This is a genomic window from Acinetobacter sp. UBA801 (genome assembly GCA_002296655.1).
GTDB lineage: Bacteria > Pseudomonadota > Gammaproteobacteria > Pseudomonadales > Moraxellaceae > Acinetobacter.
The window spans coordinates 1-19,494 of record DBIN01000010.1; the positions used below are offsets into that span (position 1 = coordinate 1).

A 19,494-nucleotide genomic window follows, 5' to 3' on the forward strand; every position below is an offset into this window, starting at 1 on the left:
CACGTCTACGTCTAGCGAAGGTGTTATCAGAAGCATATCGAGCTTGATAAACGTCATTGATGCTATTTCTTTTAAGCTCACGATAGATCGTACTAGGATGTCTTTTAATGAGTTCAGCAAATTTTCTGGCTGAAAAGCCTTCTTTTCTTGACTCAAGCATTAATGCAGTACGATCTTCAAAGTTAAGATGATGGTATGACAATTTTATATACTCCATAAACCCTTTAAATTAATTAGGTGGTTTATGTCGCACTTCAAGTTTTACTCTGCCCTGTTTCCAAACTAAATCAGCTTAAACCGCCAAATCGGCTAAATTACCTTTCTGCTCTAACCATACTTTACGGTCTGCAGAACGCTTTTTAGCTAGCAATTTATCCAATAAACCTGCAGTAAAATGACTGTCATCTAAATCGAGTTGCACCAAACGGCGTGTATTTGGATCCATCGTGGTTTCGCGTAGTTGACTGGCATTCATTTCACCCAAACCTTTAAATCGGGTAATTTGCGGATTTTTGGTTTTGGCTTTTTTAAGCGTATTTTCCAACTCATCTTCATCTAGCGCATAATGTACATCTTTACCGTCATCAATACGGAATAATGGCGGCATGGCGACGTATAAATGCCCATCTTCCACCAAACTTGGGAAATGTTTCACAAATAAAGCACACAGCAAGGTAGCAATGTGTAAACCATCCGAGTCGGCATCCGCCAAAATGCAAATCTTGCCGTAACGTAATTCAGATAAATCATCACTGCCTGGGTCAACCCCAATCGCAATTGCAATATCATGTACTTCCTGTGAAGCCAAAACCTCGTCCGAAGATACTTCCCACGTATTTAAAATTTTTCCACGAATTGGCATGATCGCCTGAAAGTTTTTATCGCGTGCCTGTTTGGCAGACCCCCCTGCAGAATCACCTTCTACAATAAACAGTTCCGATTCTTCACGGGTTTGCCCCACGCAGTCGGCCAGTTTACCTGGCAAGGCTGGGCCTGAAACAATTTTTTTACGTTCTACTTTTTTCGCCGCTTTTAAACGACGACCTGCTTTAGAAATAGCCATTTCTGCCAGTTGCATGGCAATGTCAGAGTTTTGGTTCAACCACAAGGCAAAGGCATCTTTGGCGATATTCTGCATAATGCTTGCGGCTTCACGGCTCGATAAACGCTCTTTGGTTTGCCCTGAAAACTGCGGCTCTTGGAACTTTAACGATAAAATGTAGTTGACCCCATCCCAAACATCTTCGGCAGACAATTTTAAATTACGTGGCAATAAATTGCGTAATTCACAGAACTCACGTAAAGCATCGGTCACACCAGAACGTAGACCATTGACATGCGTACCGCCTTGCGCAGTCGGAATCAAGTTGACATAACTTTCCTGAATTTGCTCGCCACCTTCTACGTTCCAACAAATTGCAAATTCTGCACTAGCACGTTCTGCCTCACCTGTCGCCACAAAAGCAGGAGCAGGTACAATCTCACGATCTTCCAACTCATCCATCAAATAGTCGACTAGACCATTTTCAAACTGCCAGACAATTTCTTCATCGTTAATTTCATCAATGTAATGAATTTCTAAACCTGCAGCCAGTACCGCTTTGGCTTTTAAATTGTGCTTTAAGGCTTTTAGCGCAAATTTAGGTGAATCAAAATATTTAGCTTCAGGCCAGAAATGTACCAACGTACCCGAAGCACGTTTTGGCGCTTTGCCTTCCAAGACTTCTAAAGGTGCAGCGGCTTCGCCCTGATTAAAAGCCATTTTATACAGGTTGCCCTGACGCTGTACGGTCACTTCAACCCGACTGGACAAGGCATTCACGACAGAAATACCGACCCCGTGCAAACCACCCGAAAATTGGTAGTTGTCGGTGCTGAACTTACCGCCTGCATGCAGCTTGGTCAGAATAATTTCAATCCCGCTTTGCCCGTATTCTGGGTGAATATCGACAGGCATACCACGGCCATTGTCTTCTACCGACAAAGAGCCATCTTTATAGACTTTTACGGTAATTTTATTGGCATGCCCTGCAAGTGCTTCATCCACCGCATTATCAATAACTTCTTGCGCCAAATGGTTTGGACGTGTGGTGTCGGTATACATGCCCGGGCGACGACGTACTGGATCTAAACCAGATAAAACTTCAAGAGATTGAGCGGTATATTGAGACACGTTGTACTGTTTCCTTAGGCTAGGGAATCCGATAAAAATTGCAGTAACATCGGAATTTTGTCTGCAAAATCATCCATGGCATGATTGCCGTGCGCTTCAGTCATGATCATGGCCGAAGGCGTGGCAGCACTATAATAACGCTGTGCTTCACGATAATCCAAAACTTCATCACCTTGTTGCAATAACACCAATATTTTGTCTGCATCTTGCACAATTGGCAACGCAATGTCTGCTAAGTCATCCAATTGCGCTGCAGTTAAGCTCCAATTCGGATGTACCACATAGGGCAGCACCTCGCCAAACAAGTCCTGAAATAACTGCCATGGTCGCATAGCAGGATTGATCACAACAGCAGGTACATGATGCTGTGCGACCAGTTGTGTCGCATAAAATCCGCCTAGACTGCTGCCTACCAACGCCACTTTGGTCAAGCTTTGAATCAATCCCGAAACGTTTGCCAAAACCTCTACAGGTGGAGCATTTAAATCGGGCAAGTGCATCTGAATATCAGGTCGATGCTGCTGTACATAAGCATGCAATAGCTGCCCTTTCATGGACAAAGGACTGCTTTGAAAACCATGTAAATAAATTAAATTCATGCGTGACATTTCTCAGCAACACCATTCAATTTTTGGCTGATACAGCACTTATTTTGCGTTTTTAATTTAATTTTCATGGAAAAATGCAATTGTTAGACAAAAAGATGCGAACATTTTGGCAGTCATCGGTATGTTACAAGTAGTTCAAGATGAACACGATAAAATAAAAGTATCGGGGTTGGTGACAATTCATCTAAAAATTTGCAATCCTGCAAATTCATGAAATGCCAGCAGACTCTTGAGTTTATACCGCGAACACAAGTAAAAATAAAGCGTTCGGTAGATGGGAACGCAAGGGGCAACACAGTATGCCAAGTTTAACACCGCTGCATGAAACATATTGTAGATGGGACCGTACACCTCCAAGTCAAGCCGATGTATTAGAAGGCTTGGCACAGTTGGTCAGCACGCGCCTGAATGCCGTGATGAGCGATGTGATTCAAACCATTCAACGTGAAGTGTTGCTCAGCGTATTTGGCATGAGCGAACAACGCTCGCAAAAGTTTCAAAAAACTGCGACTTTTCAAAAGTTGTATAAGTTTGCCTTCAACAGCTTACAACAATATGGCTATCACTTTGTTGCGCCAGGTTTGCGTCAAATTATTGCGCAATTTCCCAACTTACATGACAAAGCACTTACGCCAAGCCTACACTTTTTAGTCGGCGTACTAAATGGCATACTGGGAGATTATCTACTCGAACAGCAAAATCCGCTCGCCTTACCCATGGTGCTCTATGACCATTATGGCGAAGTTCAACAGGGCGATTTATCTGGGCGTGTGGTAATTTTTGTGCACGGTTTATGCCGTAATCACCTCGATTGGACGACACATCAATTTGGTGGTTTTGGTGAAAAATTACTGGCACAACGTGACCATAACACCATGCTATATCTAAATTACAATACAGGACGTCGTATTTCTGCCAATGGTCGCAGCCTTGCCAATACATTAGATGATTTAATTCAGCGTCATCCTAAAATTACCAGTATTGATTTAATTGGGCACAGCATGGGCGGTTTGGTATCGCGCAGTGCGCTGTTTTACGGTAAGCAAAATTTACAGCACTGGATTCACTTGGTCGAAAATCTGGTCTGTTTGGGCTCACCACATCACGGGGCAGTTTTAGAGCGTTTTGGTTTCCATTTACAGGAAAAATTAGGTCGCTTCCCGATTGTGAAAATTGTCGGGCATTTGGTCAATATTCGCAGCAACGGCATTTTAGATTTGCGCTATGGCAGTGTGCGAGATGATGACTGGGAACACAATCAGGCACGAATTGGACAGGTAGATGACAACCGCAAACCTGCGCCTTTGCCGACCCATATTAACGCTTATTTCGTAGCAGGCAGTATTGAGTTTGAGAAAAAGCAGAACCTGACCCGCAAAATCATTGGTGATTATTTAGTCAGTATAAAAAGTGCTTTGGGGGAACATCCTAACCCACGTTTTCAATTAAAACTGCCTGAATCGCACAAAGCTGTGTTCTATGGTCTGAACCACTTCCAGTTACAATATCATCCAAGTGTGGCAGAGCAATTGGTAAAATGGTTTTATCCTGCGCATGCTGAGGTACCAGAGCAGCAAATTCATGAATTTATTGGCGATTGGTCAAGTTTAGAAGGTATTGCACTTACCTAACACAGTCCAAGCAGTTCAAAATACCCTACAACACAATGATTTTTAGATGGGTTTTTCACAGACCTATAATACCTAAACAAAAAAGCGCCATCTCAATTTTATGGATGGCGCATTTTTATTAATTCAGTGGGCAGGCTGCCCGAATTTATTTCTTCTTCACTTTGCCAAATGTTGCCGATGCCACAAACGGATAGTTACGCAGCAATTGCCATAAACTGATGACTGCCAACACGCTAAAGAAAAACAATGACCACACTGGTAAAGACTGCCCTAAGAACGTCCAGTCAATTACGGCACACTCACCTGAACCCGACAGTACTTGTTGTAATACAGCTTTCATAGGTAAAGCATCTACCAAATAATCCAGTCCTGGGCCGCAGCTTGGCACTTGATCGGGCGGTAGATTTTGCAGCCACACGTGTCGTGCTGCCACACCCACTGACCATAAAATTCCAATGCTGCCGAGCAGCGCATAAATACGCTTAACCACGTTAGATTTAGGGTTATGCACAAAGGCAATCAGTGAAACCAAGCCCAATGCAATTAAACCCACCCGCTGAAAAACGCACAGTGGACATGGTGCTAAACCTTGCACATGCTCCAAATACAATGCAAATGTCATCCCAATGACACTAGCGAAAAATAAAACACCACTTAGCTGACGATAACTCAATTGCATGTTTAAATCTCTGAGCTGTTATCTATATTGTGCAACATAGTCTGCGAAACTCAGACCCTGTGCTTGTTCAAGTTGTTGTTGTTGTTGAATAGATTGCACTGCAATTTCATCAAAATATGTTTGTGTTTCAGGACGCAACGCATGTTGCTCATAGGCATGTGCATGTTGCTGTGCCATATAACTGCCAAAGCCCCAGGTACCGCCATGTTGAATAGTATCGGCAATCATTTGGGCCGACAGGGTTTCATCGACTTCATGCAAACGTGCCATCATGTGCTCTAAAGCTTGAGAATACAGCTGCGTCGCATAACTTTGATCAAGTAAAGCAGCCAAAGGTTGCATGGCGGTGACATACCGCTGCCCCCACGCTTCTATTGGGATTTTGATATCGCCCTCTTGAATGTGCGCATTTGGCGCACGCCCACGATTGACCACTTCGGCCTGATTGTTTTCGATGATGCTTTGTTCTGCATCTAACAAGGCTGGGCTATCTTGTAACAAACAATACAATGCCAATACTTCCAAAAAGCCTGCCGTATCTTCATCTATTCCAATTGGGCTGTACGGATTGACATCTACCGCACGTAATTCGACATAGCCAATACCCCGACTGGCAAGTGCTTGAGATGGCGTTTCGCCCTCTTGTGGTACTTGTTTTGGGCGCACCAAACTGTAGTATTCATTTTCAATTTGCAGCACATGGTCATTAATTTGAATTGGCTCTCCCGTCGCATCATCTAAACCTAAGCGGCTAAATGGCAAATACGGGGTTTTTACGGCTTTTTGCAAACCATCCAAATAACCCGTTAAATCATTGTAATGAATACCAAGTTTTTTCTGCGCCGAGTTTTGATAGCCAAAGTTACCCATACGCAATGCAGTCGCATACGGTAAATACAACGTGCCTCTTAACAACGGCAGCAAATGATGTGCACGCCCTGTCATAAAACACTTACAGACCGATGGGCTTGCACCGAGCAGGAACATCACCAATGGCGTTAAACGAATAAAATTACGAATTAAACCTAAATAACGATGACTGCGATAATCTTGCAAACTCAGTGCTTTGAGCTGCTCATCGTTTTCATGTTGTTGCAAGGCGGCAAATAAATGCTCAGGGAAGGATAAATTATAATGAACCCCTGAAATGGTCTGCATACGGCGACCATAGCGCACCCCCAAACCACGGCGATACAAGGTTTTAAAGCGCCCGATATTGGAGCTGCCATATTGCGCCAGTGGGATACTGTCATCGGTTTCATCGAGCATACACGGCATGGACAGTGGCCAAAGCTTTTCACCTTCGCCCAAGTGTTGATTCACTACACTATGAATATCACGCAAATAATCCAGCGCGTGTTGAATGCTGCTTTGCGGTGGAGTAATGAACTCCATTAGCGCTTCAGAATAGTCCGTGGTAATGTGTGGATGTGTGAGTGCCGAACCCAAGGCTTGAGGATGTGCATGCTGCGACAAGAAGCCATCGCTTTGCATACGCAGACTTTCGCGTTCAATTCCGCGCAACATCCCTTGAAGCAACGCAGCATCTACCCATGCTGGTAGAACATCTTGCGCATTTGGTTCGGGTTGACTCATTACACTCTCGCTTAATCCAATACACTACAAATACGACATAAACCACAGGCTGATTTTGGGTCGGGGGTAATTTTCTCTATCATACACATGATCTGAGATGAAATTACCACCGTTCAAGTATAACTTGATTTGGCATCAGCACATGCGTTTGGGCTGTTTTTTTCTAACTAAATGATGATTTTGGGGCATACTGACCTCTTATAAAAAAGTGGTCAAGGTCAATAAATTTTAATTCCCATAAACCCACATTCATAATAACCACACGATACTCGGAAACATCATCCACAGCCTCAGCAAAAACAACCACGGCTTTGTTTGCAGCGCAAATCCACAGTGGCTAATATTTTCAACTAAACAGGTTTTGTATTGAAAACACTGCTCCACAGAGGGTTTTCTTGCGAAGCTTCTCATTTTGCCGAATGAGAAGCTTCGCAAGGTAGGTCGAACCAAAGGTCAATCCAAAAATCCGATGAAGATGTTGCATAACTCCGTCGCAATCTTTCATCTTCTCATTCAAACAACCATCATCATAAATTTCATTCACTTTCAAATTAAAAGTGAGACTCACATGAATTTGGCAATTTTTTATCACAAAGTTGCACTATAAGACATGCTCAATTTGTGATTTTATAATCAAAAGAACAGAGCTAAATAATAAAGCGTATGAATTATCAAGATTTTTTAGATTTTTGGTTTTCTCCTGCTGCAGAACCGAACTGGTTTGTCAAAAGCGCAGAGTTTGATGCCCTGCTTGCAGAAAAATTTACCGATGTACTGCAACAAGCTGCACAAGGAGAATTATGGACATGGCGCGAAACACCCGCAGGTCGTTTAGCTGAAATTATTGTTTTAGATCAATTATCACGTAATTTATACCGCAATGACCCGCGTGCCTTTGCCCAAGATGGAATGGCCTTGGTGTTGGCACAAGAAATGATTCACTTAAAATTGGATCAAAACTTAAACCCAACTGAACGCCGTTTTTTATATATGCCGTTTATGCACAGTGAATCCAAACGTATTCATGAAGTCGCATTGACGTTGTTTGAACGTTTGAATGACCCCACCGTGTTGGACTATGAACTGAAACATAAAATAATTATTGACCGTTTTGGACGTTATCCGCATCGGAATCAGGTGTTGGGACGCCCATCTAGTGCAGAAGAGCTTGAGTTTTTAACCCAACCCAATAGCAGTTTTTAACTGGCGAGTTTGTCTTGGCTGGTTGATGTGTACAGGAGCTTTCACATGAAATATTTCCTCCTCGGTCTTGCCCTTGCCAGCAGTTTGCTGTTTACAGGCTGTGCCACGACACCCTCTAAACCACTCAGCTTTGAACAATTGGGGCAATACAGCACCACACCACTGAATGTGCAGACCTATCGGATTAGTTTTTTAGCGGGTCATAACATGAGTTTTGGCACCGCAGAAGAAATTACTTTGGTGAAAGCAGCACAAACCACGCTGCAACACGGTTTTCGCTTGTTTAAAGTTCTAGATGACCCAAGTAATCGTAGCCAGAAACCACCTAGACAAGCCGTGGTTTACCCTGCACCAAGTTACTATCCATACAGTTATTCGCCGTATGGATATTATCATCGTCGCGCACCCTTCTGGCCTGACCCATTCTATGATATGCCGCAAGTGGTCACCCTCGATCCGACTCAAGTGTCTTACACCATTCAGTGTTTTAAAGATCAAAAATCTGCACCTGAAGATGCCTTTGATGCCAGCCTGATTTTACAATCACTGGGGGCAAAATATGGTTTAAGTCCAACAGGACAACCATTAACTCCACCAAGCTCCGCCCCTGCCGCGCCCTAATGAAATAAGGATGCCTGCATGAATACAGCGTCTGACCACACTTTAGCGACCAGCTCGCAGCATACCTCTCCGAGTCTGCAACGCAGTAAACGCTTTGCGACCATTGCTTTAGTGATTGCCGTAGTGGCATGGCTGGCATTAATGCTGACCGCAAAATTACTGCCTGAATATACGTGGTTGATTCACATTCTAATGCTGTCTGCCGAAGCAGGCGTGGTGGGTGGTTTGGCAGACTGGTATGCAATTACGGTGCTGTTTCGCAACCCTTTTGGCAAAATGCCAATTCCTAAATTCTTGCGTGATCACACCGAAATTATTCCACGCAACAAAGACCGTATTGCCGAGTCGATGGGGCGTTTTGTGCAGGAAAACTTTTTATCGCCACACGTGGTACAAAAAAGCCTGCACAGCACTGACTTATCTTTAGCCGTGGGTAAATGGTTGGCGAATCCGCAAAATAATGCGCAAGTAACCCAAGTCATTCAGCAGACTGTACCGAAAATTTTTGAATTTGTCGGGCAAGAACAAATTGGGCGCTTTATTCAAAGCAACAGTGTGCAATGGGTCCGCAACACGCAGGTCAACCACTTGGCCAGTGAAATGCTGCGTGCGGTTTTGGAAAATGACTTCCATCAGGATGTGCTACAACGCGGTTTAGACCTTGCCCATGACTGGATGCTGAAACATCCTGAAAAAAGCCGTGAATTGACCCGTCAATTGTTTAAAGAACTTGGCGTGTGGAAACTGGCCAAAGGTGCGAGCTGGATTGGAATTGATGTGCAACAACGCACCATAGATTCTTTATTGCAACGGGTCGAATCTATGTTGGCAGACCCTGAGCATCCTTGGCGACAAAAAATTGAAGAAGCTGGACAACAACTGATGTTACAACTGGCAGATAACAACAGCAGTGCCAGTCTGCGTCTGAATGACACTAAAAATGCCCTGTTAGACAGTCCACAAGTCTTGAATTTTATTAGTGGTGCGGTGGTGATTCTTTGCAATGCGATTAAGGAAGATTTACAAAAACCTGATTCGGGAATTGCACAAAACTTGCGTGTTGCCATTCAGCAAGTCGGTGAAAATATTATTGCTAATACCGCAGTACGTCAGTTACTGAATGAAAAAATGAGTACGATTGCGGTGAATTTGTCAGATCAATACAGTGAAAAAGTGATTCGTTTTATTAGTGAGCGTATTCACGAATGGGACTCTCGCGAAATGATTGGCAAAATTGAAAACGAAGTCGGTGGTGATTTACACATGATTCGGGTCAATGGTGTGGTCGTAGGTGCATTTATTGGTCTAGGATTGGGGATTATCCGGGCATTGGTGGAGTTGATTTGAGATGCAAGTTTTATGATAAATCGATCTTGAGGTGTTCAATCAAAAATAACGCCTCGAACGATCTATTCAAGCCACATCAACCCCCTTTACCCCATTTGCATTCACTCCTGAAAACGCTACGATGTAAAACAAACTGCTGCCACAACCAGAACCCCACTATGCTCGATATTCACGCGAAACTGCCTGCTCAAGGTCTGAGTATTTTTAGTACGATGTCTAACTTGGCACAACAACTGAATGCCTTAAATTTATCGCAGGGTTTTCCCGACTTTCCCCCACCTGCAGCATTACTGGATGCTTTAAGCCAAGCCACACACGCAGGCTTTAATCAATATCCTTCGGGCGATGGTTACTTGCCGCTACGTGAACAACTGGCACAGCAATTTTTACAGCGTGATCAGCTAACACTTGACCCGATCAGTGAAATTACCATCACCCCAGGGGCAACACTGGCTATTTTTAGCATCATGCAAACCGTGTTACAGGCAGGCGATGAAGTCATTATTTTTGATCCAAGTTATGACAGTTATGCACCCTGTATAAAATTATTGGGTGCAAAAGCCGTTCATATTCCGCTGAATGCTCCGGATTTTCAGGTGGACTGGAATAGGGTCAAAGATGCAATTCATGCCAAAACCCGCATGATCATCATCAACACGCCACATAACCCCACAGGTACAGTGTGGTCAGCGCAAGATTGGCAGCATTTAATTGATGTTATTCAGGAACATAATATTGTGGTGCTGTCCGATGAAGTCTATGAACATTTAGTCTTTGATACGCATCAACATCGCTCTGTGTTGTCTTTTCCTGAACTGAGGGAACGTAGTTTTGTCGTAGGTTCTTTTGGTAAAACTTTTCATGTCACAGGCTGGAAAACTGGTTACTGTGCAGCGGCACCTGCCTTAATGCAGCTCTTTCGCCAAGCCTATCAATTTATTAATTTCTGCGGGGTTAGCCCTGTGCAAGTGGCACTGGCAAATTATATGCAGCAACACCCTGAACATATTGCAGAATTGGCAAAGTTTTATCAGGACAAACGTGATTTGTTTAATCAAGGCATTGCCAATTCACGCTTTCAATTCAGCCCTGCACAAGGCACTTATTTTCAAAATTTAGATTACAGCAATATCCGCCCTGACTTAAATGCTGTCAATATGTGCCATTTTCTAGCCGAGCAGCATGGCATTGTCGGTATTCCTGTGTCTGCATTTTATCAAACCCCGCCCGATGATTTACGTTTAATCCGTTTCTGCTTTGCTAAAAAAACTGAAACCTTGTTGCGTGCAGGTGAAATTTTATCAGCAATTTAAGCGGCAAAGCGCCACTAAAACGGCACTGAGTTACTGAAAAGCTAAGGCTTTTTATAACTCAATCATGCTAATGTGAAATTTCAAACAACCGCATATTGAAGCGCAGGATTTGGCATGGCAAGACCTCAGGCACTGGTCGATCACCCTCAACTTTGGAAAACCTTTTTGGTGTTTCTATTACCACTGATTGCCACCAATATTTTGCAAAATCTTTCAGGTACCATTAATACGATTTTTGTCGGGCAAATGCTGGGGGTAGAAGCCATTGCTGCGGTGTCGGTATTTTTTCCCATTATTTTTTGCCTCATGGCCTTTGTAATTGGACTTTCAGCAGGCTCGACTGTGTTGGTTGGCCAAGCATGGGGAGCGCAAAATGTTGAAAAAGTGCGTTGTATTGTCGGTTCGACTTTATTTATGACACTGATTGGCGGCAGTTTGTTTGCCTGTTTAGGGGTGATTTTTGCCGAGCAAATTTTAAGATTATTGGGTACAGATCCCAAAGTGATGCATCTATCCCTGCCGTATGTGCAATGGATGTTGGCAGGCAGCCCATTGTTGTTTGTGTATATTATTTATACCTCAATTTTACGTGGAGTGGGCGATAGCCTTACGCCGCTCATTGCCCTGAGTTTAACCAGTTTAATGGGCTTAGTGATTACTCCCATCCTGATTGCAGGTTATTTTGGCTTTCCTCGCTTAGGCATTATTGCCCCTGCAATTGCCACCATTATGGGCTATCTGGCTGTTTTAATTTTTTTGGTGATTTACCTAAATAAAAAGAACCATCCCCTAAAAATGGATAGGCATCTGCTACGTCAAATTCGGCATCAACCCAATTTAAGCAAAGTGATTTTACGCTTGGGCATTCCTACTGGCTTACAAATGGTCACTACCTCTATGGCAGGTTTAGTGATTGTTGGTTTGGTCAATCGACACGGTGCTGAAGCCACTGCCGCCTATGGTGCAGTCAATCAAGTGTTGAACTATATTCAATTTCCTGCGCTGTCCATTGCAATAGCTGCTTCAATTTTTGCAGCACAAGCCATTGGAGCAGGCAAAGCCGAATTGCTGGCCAAAGTGACCCGCACTGCCTTGGGCATGAATCTGCTAATTACAGGTATTTTAGTTACCTTGGGTTATTTATTTTCTAAATATCTGATGGCGCTGTTTATTACCGATCCGGCAGTGGTGGTACTGGGTCAGCAGCTCTTATTTATTGTGCTATGGGCCATTTTATTTTTTGGTGCCAGTGCAATTTTTGCCTCTATTATGCGTGCCAGTGGTACGGTCAATGTGCCAATGATCATCAATATTTTAGCGATTGTTTTAATTGAAGTGCCGTGTGCTTATTTCTTCAGTCAGTGGTGGGGCTTGCAAGGAATTTGGTATGCCTATGCCTTGGCATTTGTGAGTCTGTGCATCGGTCAAGGTGCGTATTATCAATTTGTCTGGAAGAAAAAAACCATTCAGGTTTTGGTCTGAATGGTCTGTTATATTTGTAAGTTAGATTAACCGCGTTTCTTGCCCAACTTAGTCGCCCATGCGGTAACTTTCTGATAACCCGTTGGAACAATACGCTGGATTAAATCCAAAGTTTTAGCATCATTACCAATCAATAAACGGCGCTTGTCTTTTTGTACCGCTTCTAAAATTTGGCGCGCCGCTTCTTCAGGCGGGCAACGCAATAATTTATTAAAAGCACGTGCCGATTTTTCAGGATTCATGCCCAAAGTGCGCATGCTGTCGTTCATTTTAGCATTGTTGGCAATATTGGTACGAATCCCGCCTGGATGCACGCTCAACGCACTCACACCACAATTTTCCAAATCCAATTCCTGACGCAAAGACTCGGTAAAACCGCGCACCGCAAATTTGGTTGCGTTATAAGCCGACTGCGTTGGCTGTGCAGTTAAACCAAATAAACTGGAAATGTTAATGATATGACCATCTCCCGTTTGTTTGATGAAAGGCAAAAATTCTTTGGTGCCATAGACCACACCCCAGAAATTAATACCAACAATCCACTCCAACTCTTCGTAACTTGCACCTTCTACGGTAGAACCTAATGCCACGCCTGCATTATTAAAAATCATATTGACCGAGCCGTGGTCTCGCACAGTTTCAGCTGCCCATTCGCGCATTTGTTCTAATTGAGAAACATCCACCTTTTTAATGGTCACGCGCACATTACTGTCTTTGAGCAAATCCACTGTTTGCGCCAAACCTTGTTCATTCACATCACTGAGCGATAAATGACAGCCTTGCTTCGCCAATAGAACAGCCAATTGCTGCCCAATACCCGAGCCTGCGCCTGTAATTGCGGCAACTTTATTTTTAAAATTTTTCATGTGATTTCCTTGAGTATGTGGCGTGCACAGTTCAGACCTGCTTGTTGTTTTGTAGGGCTGTGCGATGCGCTGTGGTTTAAATATAATTTTGACAATAGGTATTGTCAATATAGACTAGTAGGAATATCGCATATGAATCTGAAATCATAGGTTTAACAGATAATTATTGCTAATATAAAGCCTGCTTACGGTTCGTATTTGGCTTAACTGAACAGGACAGAACGACTGCCCATGACTGCACAAACAGAAAAAACTACCCAGAAATCACCAAAAGAACGACAGTTTAAAGGCTTATCTTTAACTGAGCGCAAACAGGTACGTCGTGAAAAATTGATTGAGGCAGGTATTCAAGCCTATGGGACGCATGGCTTTTTTGCCGTGACCGTAAAAGATATATGTACCGAAGCTAAACTGACCGAGCGCTATTTCTACGAATCTTTTAAAAAAAGCGAAGAACTGTTTCAGACCATTTTTTTAAAACTGATTGATGAGTTACAGCAAAATGTCATGCAAGCCATTATGCAAGCTTCGGCTGATCCCAAAAAAATGATTGATGCAGGACTAACGGCTTTACTAACTACGCTAAAAAACAACCCACAAATGGCGCGTATTATTTATATTGATGCCATGCTGGTGCAAGAACTACATAACCAAGCCACTATTCACGAAACTATGTCACGTTTTGACCGCATGATTCAGGCCTTTGTCATGCTGATGATGCCGCATTTAGACCGCCCCAACCGTGAGATTTCATTGGTGGCAACTGGTTTAAATGGTTACGTCACCCAAATTGCGATTCGCTGGGTGATGAGCGATTTCAAACAATCTATGGAAGATGTGCTGTCTTCTTGCCGTATTGTATTTTTATCGTTATTACAGACCTTTTCGGAAAAAGAGCAAGCTTTTGTGAAAGATTCTTCGACCTTGTAATAAATTTGAAAAATATTCATAATATTTTTCAAATTCATTATTTTACTTTTACTGAATCTATTCAGATTTTTCATCAAATCGACACTAATTTGTCACAAATTATTGCAAATATAGCTCAATTAACCCTTTCTGCAATGATACTGTCATAATTAATCTTTGTAATAAGCCTGTCATAAATAAAACGGCCCACCGTTAACATCTATAGGATATTGCGTTGTGAAAGATGACTACATTTTAATCGTCGATGACGAACTTCCAATTCGGGAGATGATCCATACCTCTTTAGATATGGCAGGCTTTCAGTGCTTACAAGCAGAAGATGCAAAACAAGCTCATCAGATGATTGTCGATCAACGTCCAGCGCTTATCTTGCTTGATTGGATGATGCCAGGCGGTGTCAGCGGTGTAGACTTGTGTCGTCGTCTAAAACGCGATGACAACCTTGCCGAAATTCCTGTGATTATGCTCACTGCACGTGGTGAAGAAGATCACAAAGTTCAAGGTTTAGATGCAGGCGCGGACGACTACATGACCAAGCCGTTCTCAACTCGTGAACTGGTGTCGCGAATTAAAGCCGTCTTGCGTCGTGCCAATGCTCTAAGCGGTGAAAAAACCATTGATGCCAACGGTTTAATTTTGGACCCAGTTAGCCAGCGTGTCAGTTTTGGCGACAATATTTTAGAAATGGGGCCAACCGAATATCGTTTATTGGCGTTCTTTATGACGCACCCAGAGCGCGCTTACACCCGTGCGCAATTGCTTGACCAAGTTTGGGGCGGCAATGTATATATTGAAGACCGAACTATTGATGTGCATATTCGTCGTTTACGTAAAGTCTTGGAACCGTATGCTGTAGACCGTTTTGTGCAAACGGTACGTGGTACAGGTTATCGCTTCTCGACACGTGCGGATGTTGCTCTAGGCTAAAATTATTTTATGTACGAACCTTACCCAGTCCCTGAACTCGCCCGTGACATCAAACAAGTTCGTTACAGCAGTTTATGGACTTTTGCCAAACAAGATTTTCGATTACTGGCCTTTTTCCTGATTATTGCAAGCTTGATTGGTTTTGGGATTGGGTATTTTTGGATTTGTATTAGCCTCGCCTTTTTGCTGTTTTTTCTTCAGCAAATGCGTTCGCTCTATTTAGTCAATGATTGGATTTCCAATCGTCCTTATGATGTACCGCCGAATCTACATGGTATTTGGGGCGCATTACTGTTCAATGTTTATCGCTCACAACGTCAGGAACGTATAGTTCAGGCCGAAATGGTCGGGTTGATTGATCGTGCCCAGTCTTCATTGGTGGCATTAGATGAAGCCGTGATGCTGATTGATGAAAATCATCAGATTGAATGGTGGAACCCTGCTGCAGAAAAACTGTTAGGTATTCAGCCTTTAGACCGTGGACGCAACATCCTGACTATTTTGCGCCAGCCTAGTTTTATTGAATATTTTAATCATATTGACCAAGCACCTGACGGTTTAAAAATGAAATCGAGTGTACATGAAGGGCAATATGTACACATCAAAATGACTCAGTTTGGTGGCGATAGCCGTTTGTTATTTGCTTACGACATGACGCGTATGCATAACCTAGAACAAATGCGTAAAGACTTTGTCGATAACATTTCACACGAATTACGCACCCCGCTAACCGTGCTGAGTGGTTATATCGAAACATTTACAGATCAGGAAGATATTAACCCGCGTTGGAAACGTGCTTTTGAGCAAATGCAGTCACAAACCCGACGCATGAATGCTTTGGTGAATGACCTGCTGTTGTTGTCACGTCTGGAAAATGAAAAAACCATCGCCAAAAATCAAATCATTGAAATGCCAAGTTTAATGAATCAATTATTTGATGATGCACATGCCTATAACGTCGATTATGGGCATACACTCAATCTAAATATTGACAGTCATTATGATCTGATTGGTTCAGATGTAGAACTGGCTAGCGCCTTTAGCAACCTAATCACCAATGCAATTAAATACACCCCAAAAGGCGGGACGGTTACCATTGGCTGGCATGATGATGGCAATCAAGGCTATTTTACTGTGGAAGATACAGGCATCGGGATTGATCCGAAACACTTACCACGCTTAACCGAACGCTTTTATCGTGTAGACAGCGCGCGTAGCCGACAAACAGGCGGCACAGGTTTAGGTTTAGCAATTGTGAAGCACGTTTTAATGCAGCACAATGCACACTTAGAAGTCGAATCTAAAGAAAATCAAGGCTCTATATTCAAAGCTGTGTTCCCGAAAGAGCGTTTGTATTACGAAAGTTAAGCGCTGATTTGGATACAACACCCAACAAATTACAAAGTTAAAAATAAAAAACGCTAAATTATTTTGGCGTTTTTTTATTTCTCAATTCATCAGATTTTATTCAGCGGAAACGATATGCCCCAAGGCTTTCCCCATTTCCACCACAGAATTGGGCTTGAATTCAGCATCCCACTGCATTTTATTTTCTTCAAACAAAACAATCGCGGTTGAACCCAAATAAAAACGTCCTAATTCTGCACCTTTTTCAAGGAATAATTGGTGCTGATTCAATTCCAAACGTCCTGATGGTTTTACTTTACCTGTCGCCACGGTTTCAATGCCCGCAACAATCATGGCACCCACCAAAACCACCGCCATACGGCCCAGTTCCGTGTCAAACAAACATACCATGCGCTCATTGCGGGCAAATAAACCCGGAATATTTTCGGCTGTGGTTTGATTGACAGAAAACAACTCGCCCGGCACATATAAAGTTTCGGTGAGTGTGCCTGCAAAAGGCATGTGGACACGGTGATAATCTCGCGGAGATAAATACACGGTTGCAAACTGACCATTTTTAAATGGTTCAGCCAGTTGCGGGTCGGCAATTAAGTTTTCAACAGTAAATTGCTGACCTTTGGCCTGAAAAACTGCCCCATCTTCAATTTTACCTAGCTGCGAAATTGCCCCATCTGCAGGCGATACAATGCTGTTCGGATTGCTGTCAATTTCCCGCACGCCCTGCTTTAAAGAACGGGTAAAAAATTCATTAAAAGACTTATATTTCAAGGCATTGCTTTGCTCAGCCAAAGACATATCAATGTCATATTGCGCCTTGAATGCAGTGATCACCGCATTTTTGAGCACAGGATGCTCACTGGCTGCAAGTTTACCCACAACACGTGATAATTGATGTTGTGGCACAACGCGTTGTGCCTGAATGAAAATTTGTTTTTTTAAACGTGATGTGAGGCTCAAGACGGCAACTCTCCAGTAATAACAGGACTGTCAGGGCGGTTGCCCCATTCACTCCACGCACCATCATAGGCCTGAATTTTCCAACCCAATAAACGCCCTAAAATGTAGGCCAAACCTGAACGGTGATGTGACTGACAATACACCACTACAGGTTCGTTTAAATTGAATCCGAGTTGTTCCAGACGCTGTCGTGTGCGTTCTAAGGGTTGTAATTTTAAATGATTTTCACGATTAAGGGCAGTACTCCATTCAAAATGCAATGCTCCAGGAATGTGACCGCCGCGTCGTGCAGCCAAACGCAGCCCTGTATATTCATCTGTGGTGCGGCAATCCCAAAGTTGCACCGACTGGTTTTGGCACTTTTCTAATAGCTCATCATATTGAATTCGATACTGATTTTTCTCGACAACAGGAACGAGACTGCTCACAGGAGTCAGTGGTTCAACCTCCGAAGTGGTGGGAAAACCTGCTGCCAACCATGCGTGAATCCCACCATTCAGTAAACTGGTATTTTCAAATCCCAAACAGTGTAAATTCCAAATCAGACGCCCTGCCCATGCACCACCTTCATCATCATAGGCAACTACATGATGTTCAGGGGAAATATTCAAATACTGAATCAAGTCTTGTAAAGCTTCAGGTTCAGGCAATAGACCCGACGTATGTTCATCCTGACGTAGCAACATGCTCGGTTTGAGCTGTAAAGCATGCGGAAGATGCAATTGCTCGTACACCGAATTGCGGCTCAAATCGACAATGCGCAATTTTTCATGCCCTAAAAAGGGAACTAAATCTTCTGCTTCAATCAGCAGTCCAAAATTGAATGGAGATGTGCTCATTTTTATGCGGTTCAGTCTGTTTGGCAATCAACTTTAACTTAGTATAGGTCATTTTTGATGGCATGCTGTTTTTTTCATAACTTTCGCATAATTTTAACAATCACATGATTTAATCTAGAAAAAAACCGAAGATTTTCTTCGGTTTCTTGAATGAGTTAAGTTTTTAAAGAGGGGTTTGTACTTCAAAAACTTGGCGTAAATATGCAAGGAAAGTGTCATTATCGGTCATGGTTTTACCCGGACTATCGGACAATTTTGCCACCGACTGACCATTACATTCCACCAATTTCAACACAATATTCAGCGCAGTTTGCCCCATATCATTGGTTAAGTTGGTACCAATCCCAAAACTAACCTGAAAACGGTCTTTAAAATACTGATGTAAAGCCCACGCTTTTTCGACATTTAAGCCATCACTGAAAGTCAGCATTTTAGTTTTACTGTCAATTTTCAGCTTTTTATAGTGCCCATAAGCTTTATCGCCCCACACATATGGGTCGCCACTGTCATGTCGTAAGCCATCAAACAACTTGGCAAAATACAGATCAAAGTCACGCAGGAAAGCATCCATTCCAACCACATCGGTCAAGGCAATGCCTAAATCCCCCCGATATTCCTGCACCCAAGTTTCTAGCGCGGCTTTTTGGAAGTCACGTAAACGCACATCTAGCGCTTGAAATGCCTGTAAAAACTCATGTGCCATGGTCCCAATTGGGGTAATGCCTAATTCTTTAGCCAGCAGCACGTTACTGGTGCCACGAAACACCTCTGGTACAGCTTGATGAAGGGCCGTAATCACGTGTTTTTGCCATGCAAAACTATAACGGCGGCGTGTACCAAAATCTGAAACCAAAAATGGCGGATCTTCAGCTTGTTGCTGCTGTTGGTAACTTTGAATCAAGGCAATTTTTTTCTGTAAACGGCGCTCGCCTTCTGCCCAGACCCCATCATTGC

At 43.1% G+C, this 19,494-nt stretch carries 18 protein-coding genes; 9 read left to right on the forward strand and 9 right to left on the reverse strand.

Going from position 1 to position 19,494, the window contains the following annotated elements; translation table 11 throughout:
• The 3 genes from B2W49_RS01290 to B2W49_RS01300 form a co-directional block, all read right to left on the reverse strand.
• Window positions 1-202, reverse strand: a 202-nt coding sequence (locus B2W49_RS01290) for a helix-turn-helix domain-containing protein (RefSeq protein ID WP_000120247.1), incomplete at its 3' end; no start/stop codon positions are given.
• A 90-nt stretch (window positions 203-292) separates the two neighbouring features.
• Window positions 293-2,173, reverse strand: a complete 1,881-nt coding sequence (parE, locus tag B2W49_RS01295) for a DNA topoisomerase IV subunit B (RefSeq protein ID WP_291333854.1) — start codon at window positions 2,171-2,173, stop codon at window positions 293-295.
• A 14-nt stretch (window positions 2,174-2,187) separates the two neighbouring features.
• Window positions 2,188-2,772 (reverse strand): YqiA/YcfP family alpha/beta fold hydrolase, encoded by a 585-nt coding sequence (locus tag B2W49_RS01300; protein WP_291333889.1) that lies wholly within the window; start codon window positions 2,770-2,772, stop codon window positions 2,188-2,190.
• Between the two features lie 308 nt (window positions 2,773-3,080).
• Here B2W49_RS01300 and B2W49_RS01305 point away from each other — a divergent pair, with 308 nt between their 5' ends.
• Window positions 3,081-4,412, forward strand: a complete 1,332-nt coding sequence (locus tag B2W49_RS01305) for an alpha/beta fold hydrolase (protein ID WP_291333855.1) — start codon at window positions 3,081-3,083, stop codon at window positions 4,410-4,412.
• A 145-nt stretch (window positions 4,413-4,557) separates the two neighbouring features.
• Here B2W49_RS01305 and B2W49_RS01310 read toward each other — a convergent pair whose 3' ends face one another.
• The gene (locus tag B2W49_RS01310; protein ID WP_291333857.1) at window positions 4,558-5,091 is read right to left on the reverse strand and encodes a disulfide bond formation protein B; all 534 of its coding nucleotides are present in this window, start codon (window positions 5,089-5,091) and stop codon (window positions 4,558-4,560) included.
• Window positions 5,092-5,109: 18 nt separating this feature from the next.
• Window positions 5,110-6,687 (reverse strand): glutamate--cysteine ligase, encoded by a 1,578-nt coding sequence (gene gshA / locus B2W49_RS01315; protein ID WP_291333859.1) that lies wholly within the window; start codon window positions 6,685-6,687, stop codon window positions 5,110-5,112.
• A 663-nt stretch (window positions 6,688-7,350) separates the two neighbouring features.
• On the opposite strand from gshA, the gene B2W49_RS01320 reads away from it, so the two are divergent.
• The 5 genes from B2W49_RS01320 to B2W49_RS01340 all read left to right on the forward strand — a co-directional run bounded on the left by B2W49_RS01320 (window position 7,351) and on the right by B2W49_RS01340 (window position 12,653).
• The gene (locus B2W49_RS01320) at window positions 7,351-7,890 is read left to right on the forward strand and encodes a DUF924 family protein (RefSeq protein ID WP_291333861.1); all 540 of its coding nucleotides are present in this window, start codon (window positions 7,351-7,353) and stop codon (window positions 7,888-7,890) included.
• A gap of 45 nt (window positions 7,891-7,935) precedes the next feature.
• A complete protein-coding gene (locus B2W49_RS01325) occupies window positions 7,936-8,511 on the forward strand; it encodes a CC0125/CC1285 family lipoprotein (protein WP_291333863.1) in 576 nt (191 codons plus the stop codon).
• Window positions 8,512-8,529: 18 nt separating this feature from the next.
• Window positions 8,530-9,858: a DUF445 domain-containing protein gene (locus B2W49_RS01330; protein WP_291333865.1), complete on the forward strand. Its 1,329-nt coding sequence runs from the start codon at window positions 8,530-8,532 to the stop codon at window positions 9,856-9,858.
• A 158-nt stretch (window positions 9,859-10,016) separates the two neighbouring features.
• The gene (locus tag B2W49_RS01335; RefSeq protein ID WP_291333867.1) at window positions 10,017-11,171 is read left to right on the forward strand and encodes a methionine aminotransferase; all 1,155 of its coding nucleotides are present in this window, start codon (window positions 10,017-10,019) and stop codon (window positions 11,169-11,171) included.
• Between the two features lie 114 nt (window positions 11,172-11,285).
• A complete protein-coding gene (locus B2W49_RS01340) occupies window positions 11,286-12,653 on the forward strand; it encodes an MATE family efflux transporter (RefSeq protein WP_291333869.1) in 1,368 nt (455 codons plus the stop codon).
• Window positions 12,654-12,679: 26 nt separating this feature from the next.
• Here the strand turns inward: B2W49_RS01340 and B2W49_RS01345 are convergent, their stop codons facing one another.
• Window positions 12,680-13,519: an SDR family NAD(P)-dependent oxidoreductase gene (locus B2W49_RS01345; protein ID WP_291333871.1), complete on the reverse strand. Its 840-nt coding sequence runs from the start codon at window positions 13,517-13,519 to the stop codon at window positions 12,680-12,682.
• A gap of 231 nt (window positions 13,520-13,750) precedes the next feature.
• Here B2W49_RS01345 and B2W49_RS01350 point away from each other — a divergent pair, with 231 nt between their 5' ends.
• The 3 genes from B2W49_RS01350 (at window position 13,751) to phoR (ending at window position 16,744) form a co-directional block, all read left to right on the forward strand.
• A complete protein-coding gene (locus B2W49_RS01350) occupies window positions 13,751-14,449 on the forward strand; it encodes a TetR/AcrR family transcriptional regulator (RefSeq protein WP_291333873.1) in 699 nt (232 codons plus the stop codon).
• Window positions 14,450-14,665: 216 nt separating this feature from the next.
• Window positions 14,666-15,376: a phosphate regulon transcriptional regulator PhoB gene (phoB, locus tag B2W49_RS01355; RefSeq protein ID WP_291333875.1), complete on the forward strand. Its 711-nt coding sequence runs from the start codon at window positions 14,666-14,668 to the stop codon at window positions 15,374-15,376.
• A 9-nt stretch (window positions 15,377-15,385) separates the two neighbouring features.
• Window positions 15,386-16,744: a phosphate regulon sensor histidine kinase PhoR gene (gene phoR, locus B2W49_RS01360; protein ID WP_291333877.1), complete on the forward strand. Its 1,359-nt coding sequence runs from the start codon at window positions 15,386-15,388 to the stop codon at window positions 16,742-16,744.
• Between the two features lie 96 nt (window positions 16,745-16,840).
• Here the strand turns inward: phoR and asd are convergent, their stop codons facing one another.
• From asd to pncB, 3 genes are all read right to left on the reverse strand, one after another.
• A complete protein-coding gene (asd, locus tag B2W49_RS01365; protein ID WP_291333880.1) occupies window positions 16,841-17,701 on the reverse strand; it encodes an archaetidylserine decarboxylase in 861 nt (286 codons plus the stop codon).
• Window positions 17,698-18,540: a sulfurtransferase gene (locus tag B2W49_RS01370; RefSeq protein ID WP_291333882.1), complete on the reverse strand. Its 843-nt coding sequence runs from the start codon at window positions 18,538-18,540 to the stop codon at window positions 17,698-17,700. Before B2W49_RS01370 ends, asd begins: the two co-directional genes overlap by 4 nt.
• Before the next feature lie 163 nt (window positions 18,541-18,703).
• Window positions 18,704-19,494, reverse strand: a 791-nt coding sequence (gene pncB / locus B2W49_RS01375) for a nicotinate phosphoribosyltransferase (protein ID WP_291333884.1), incomplete at its 5' end; no start/stop codon positions are given.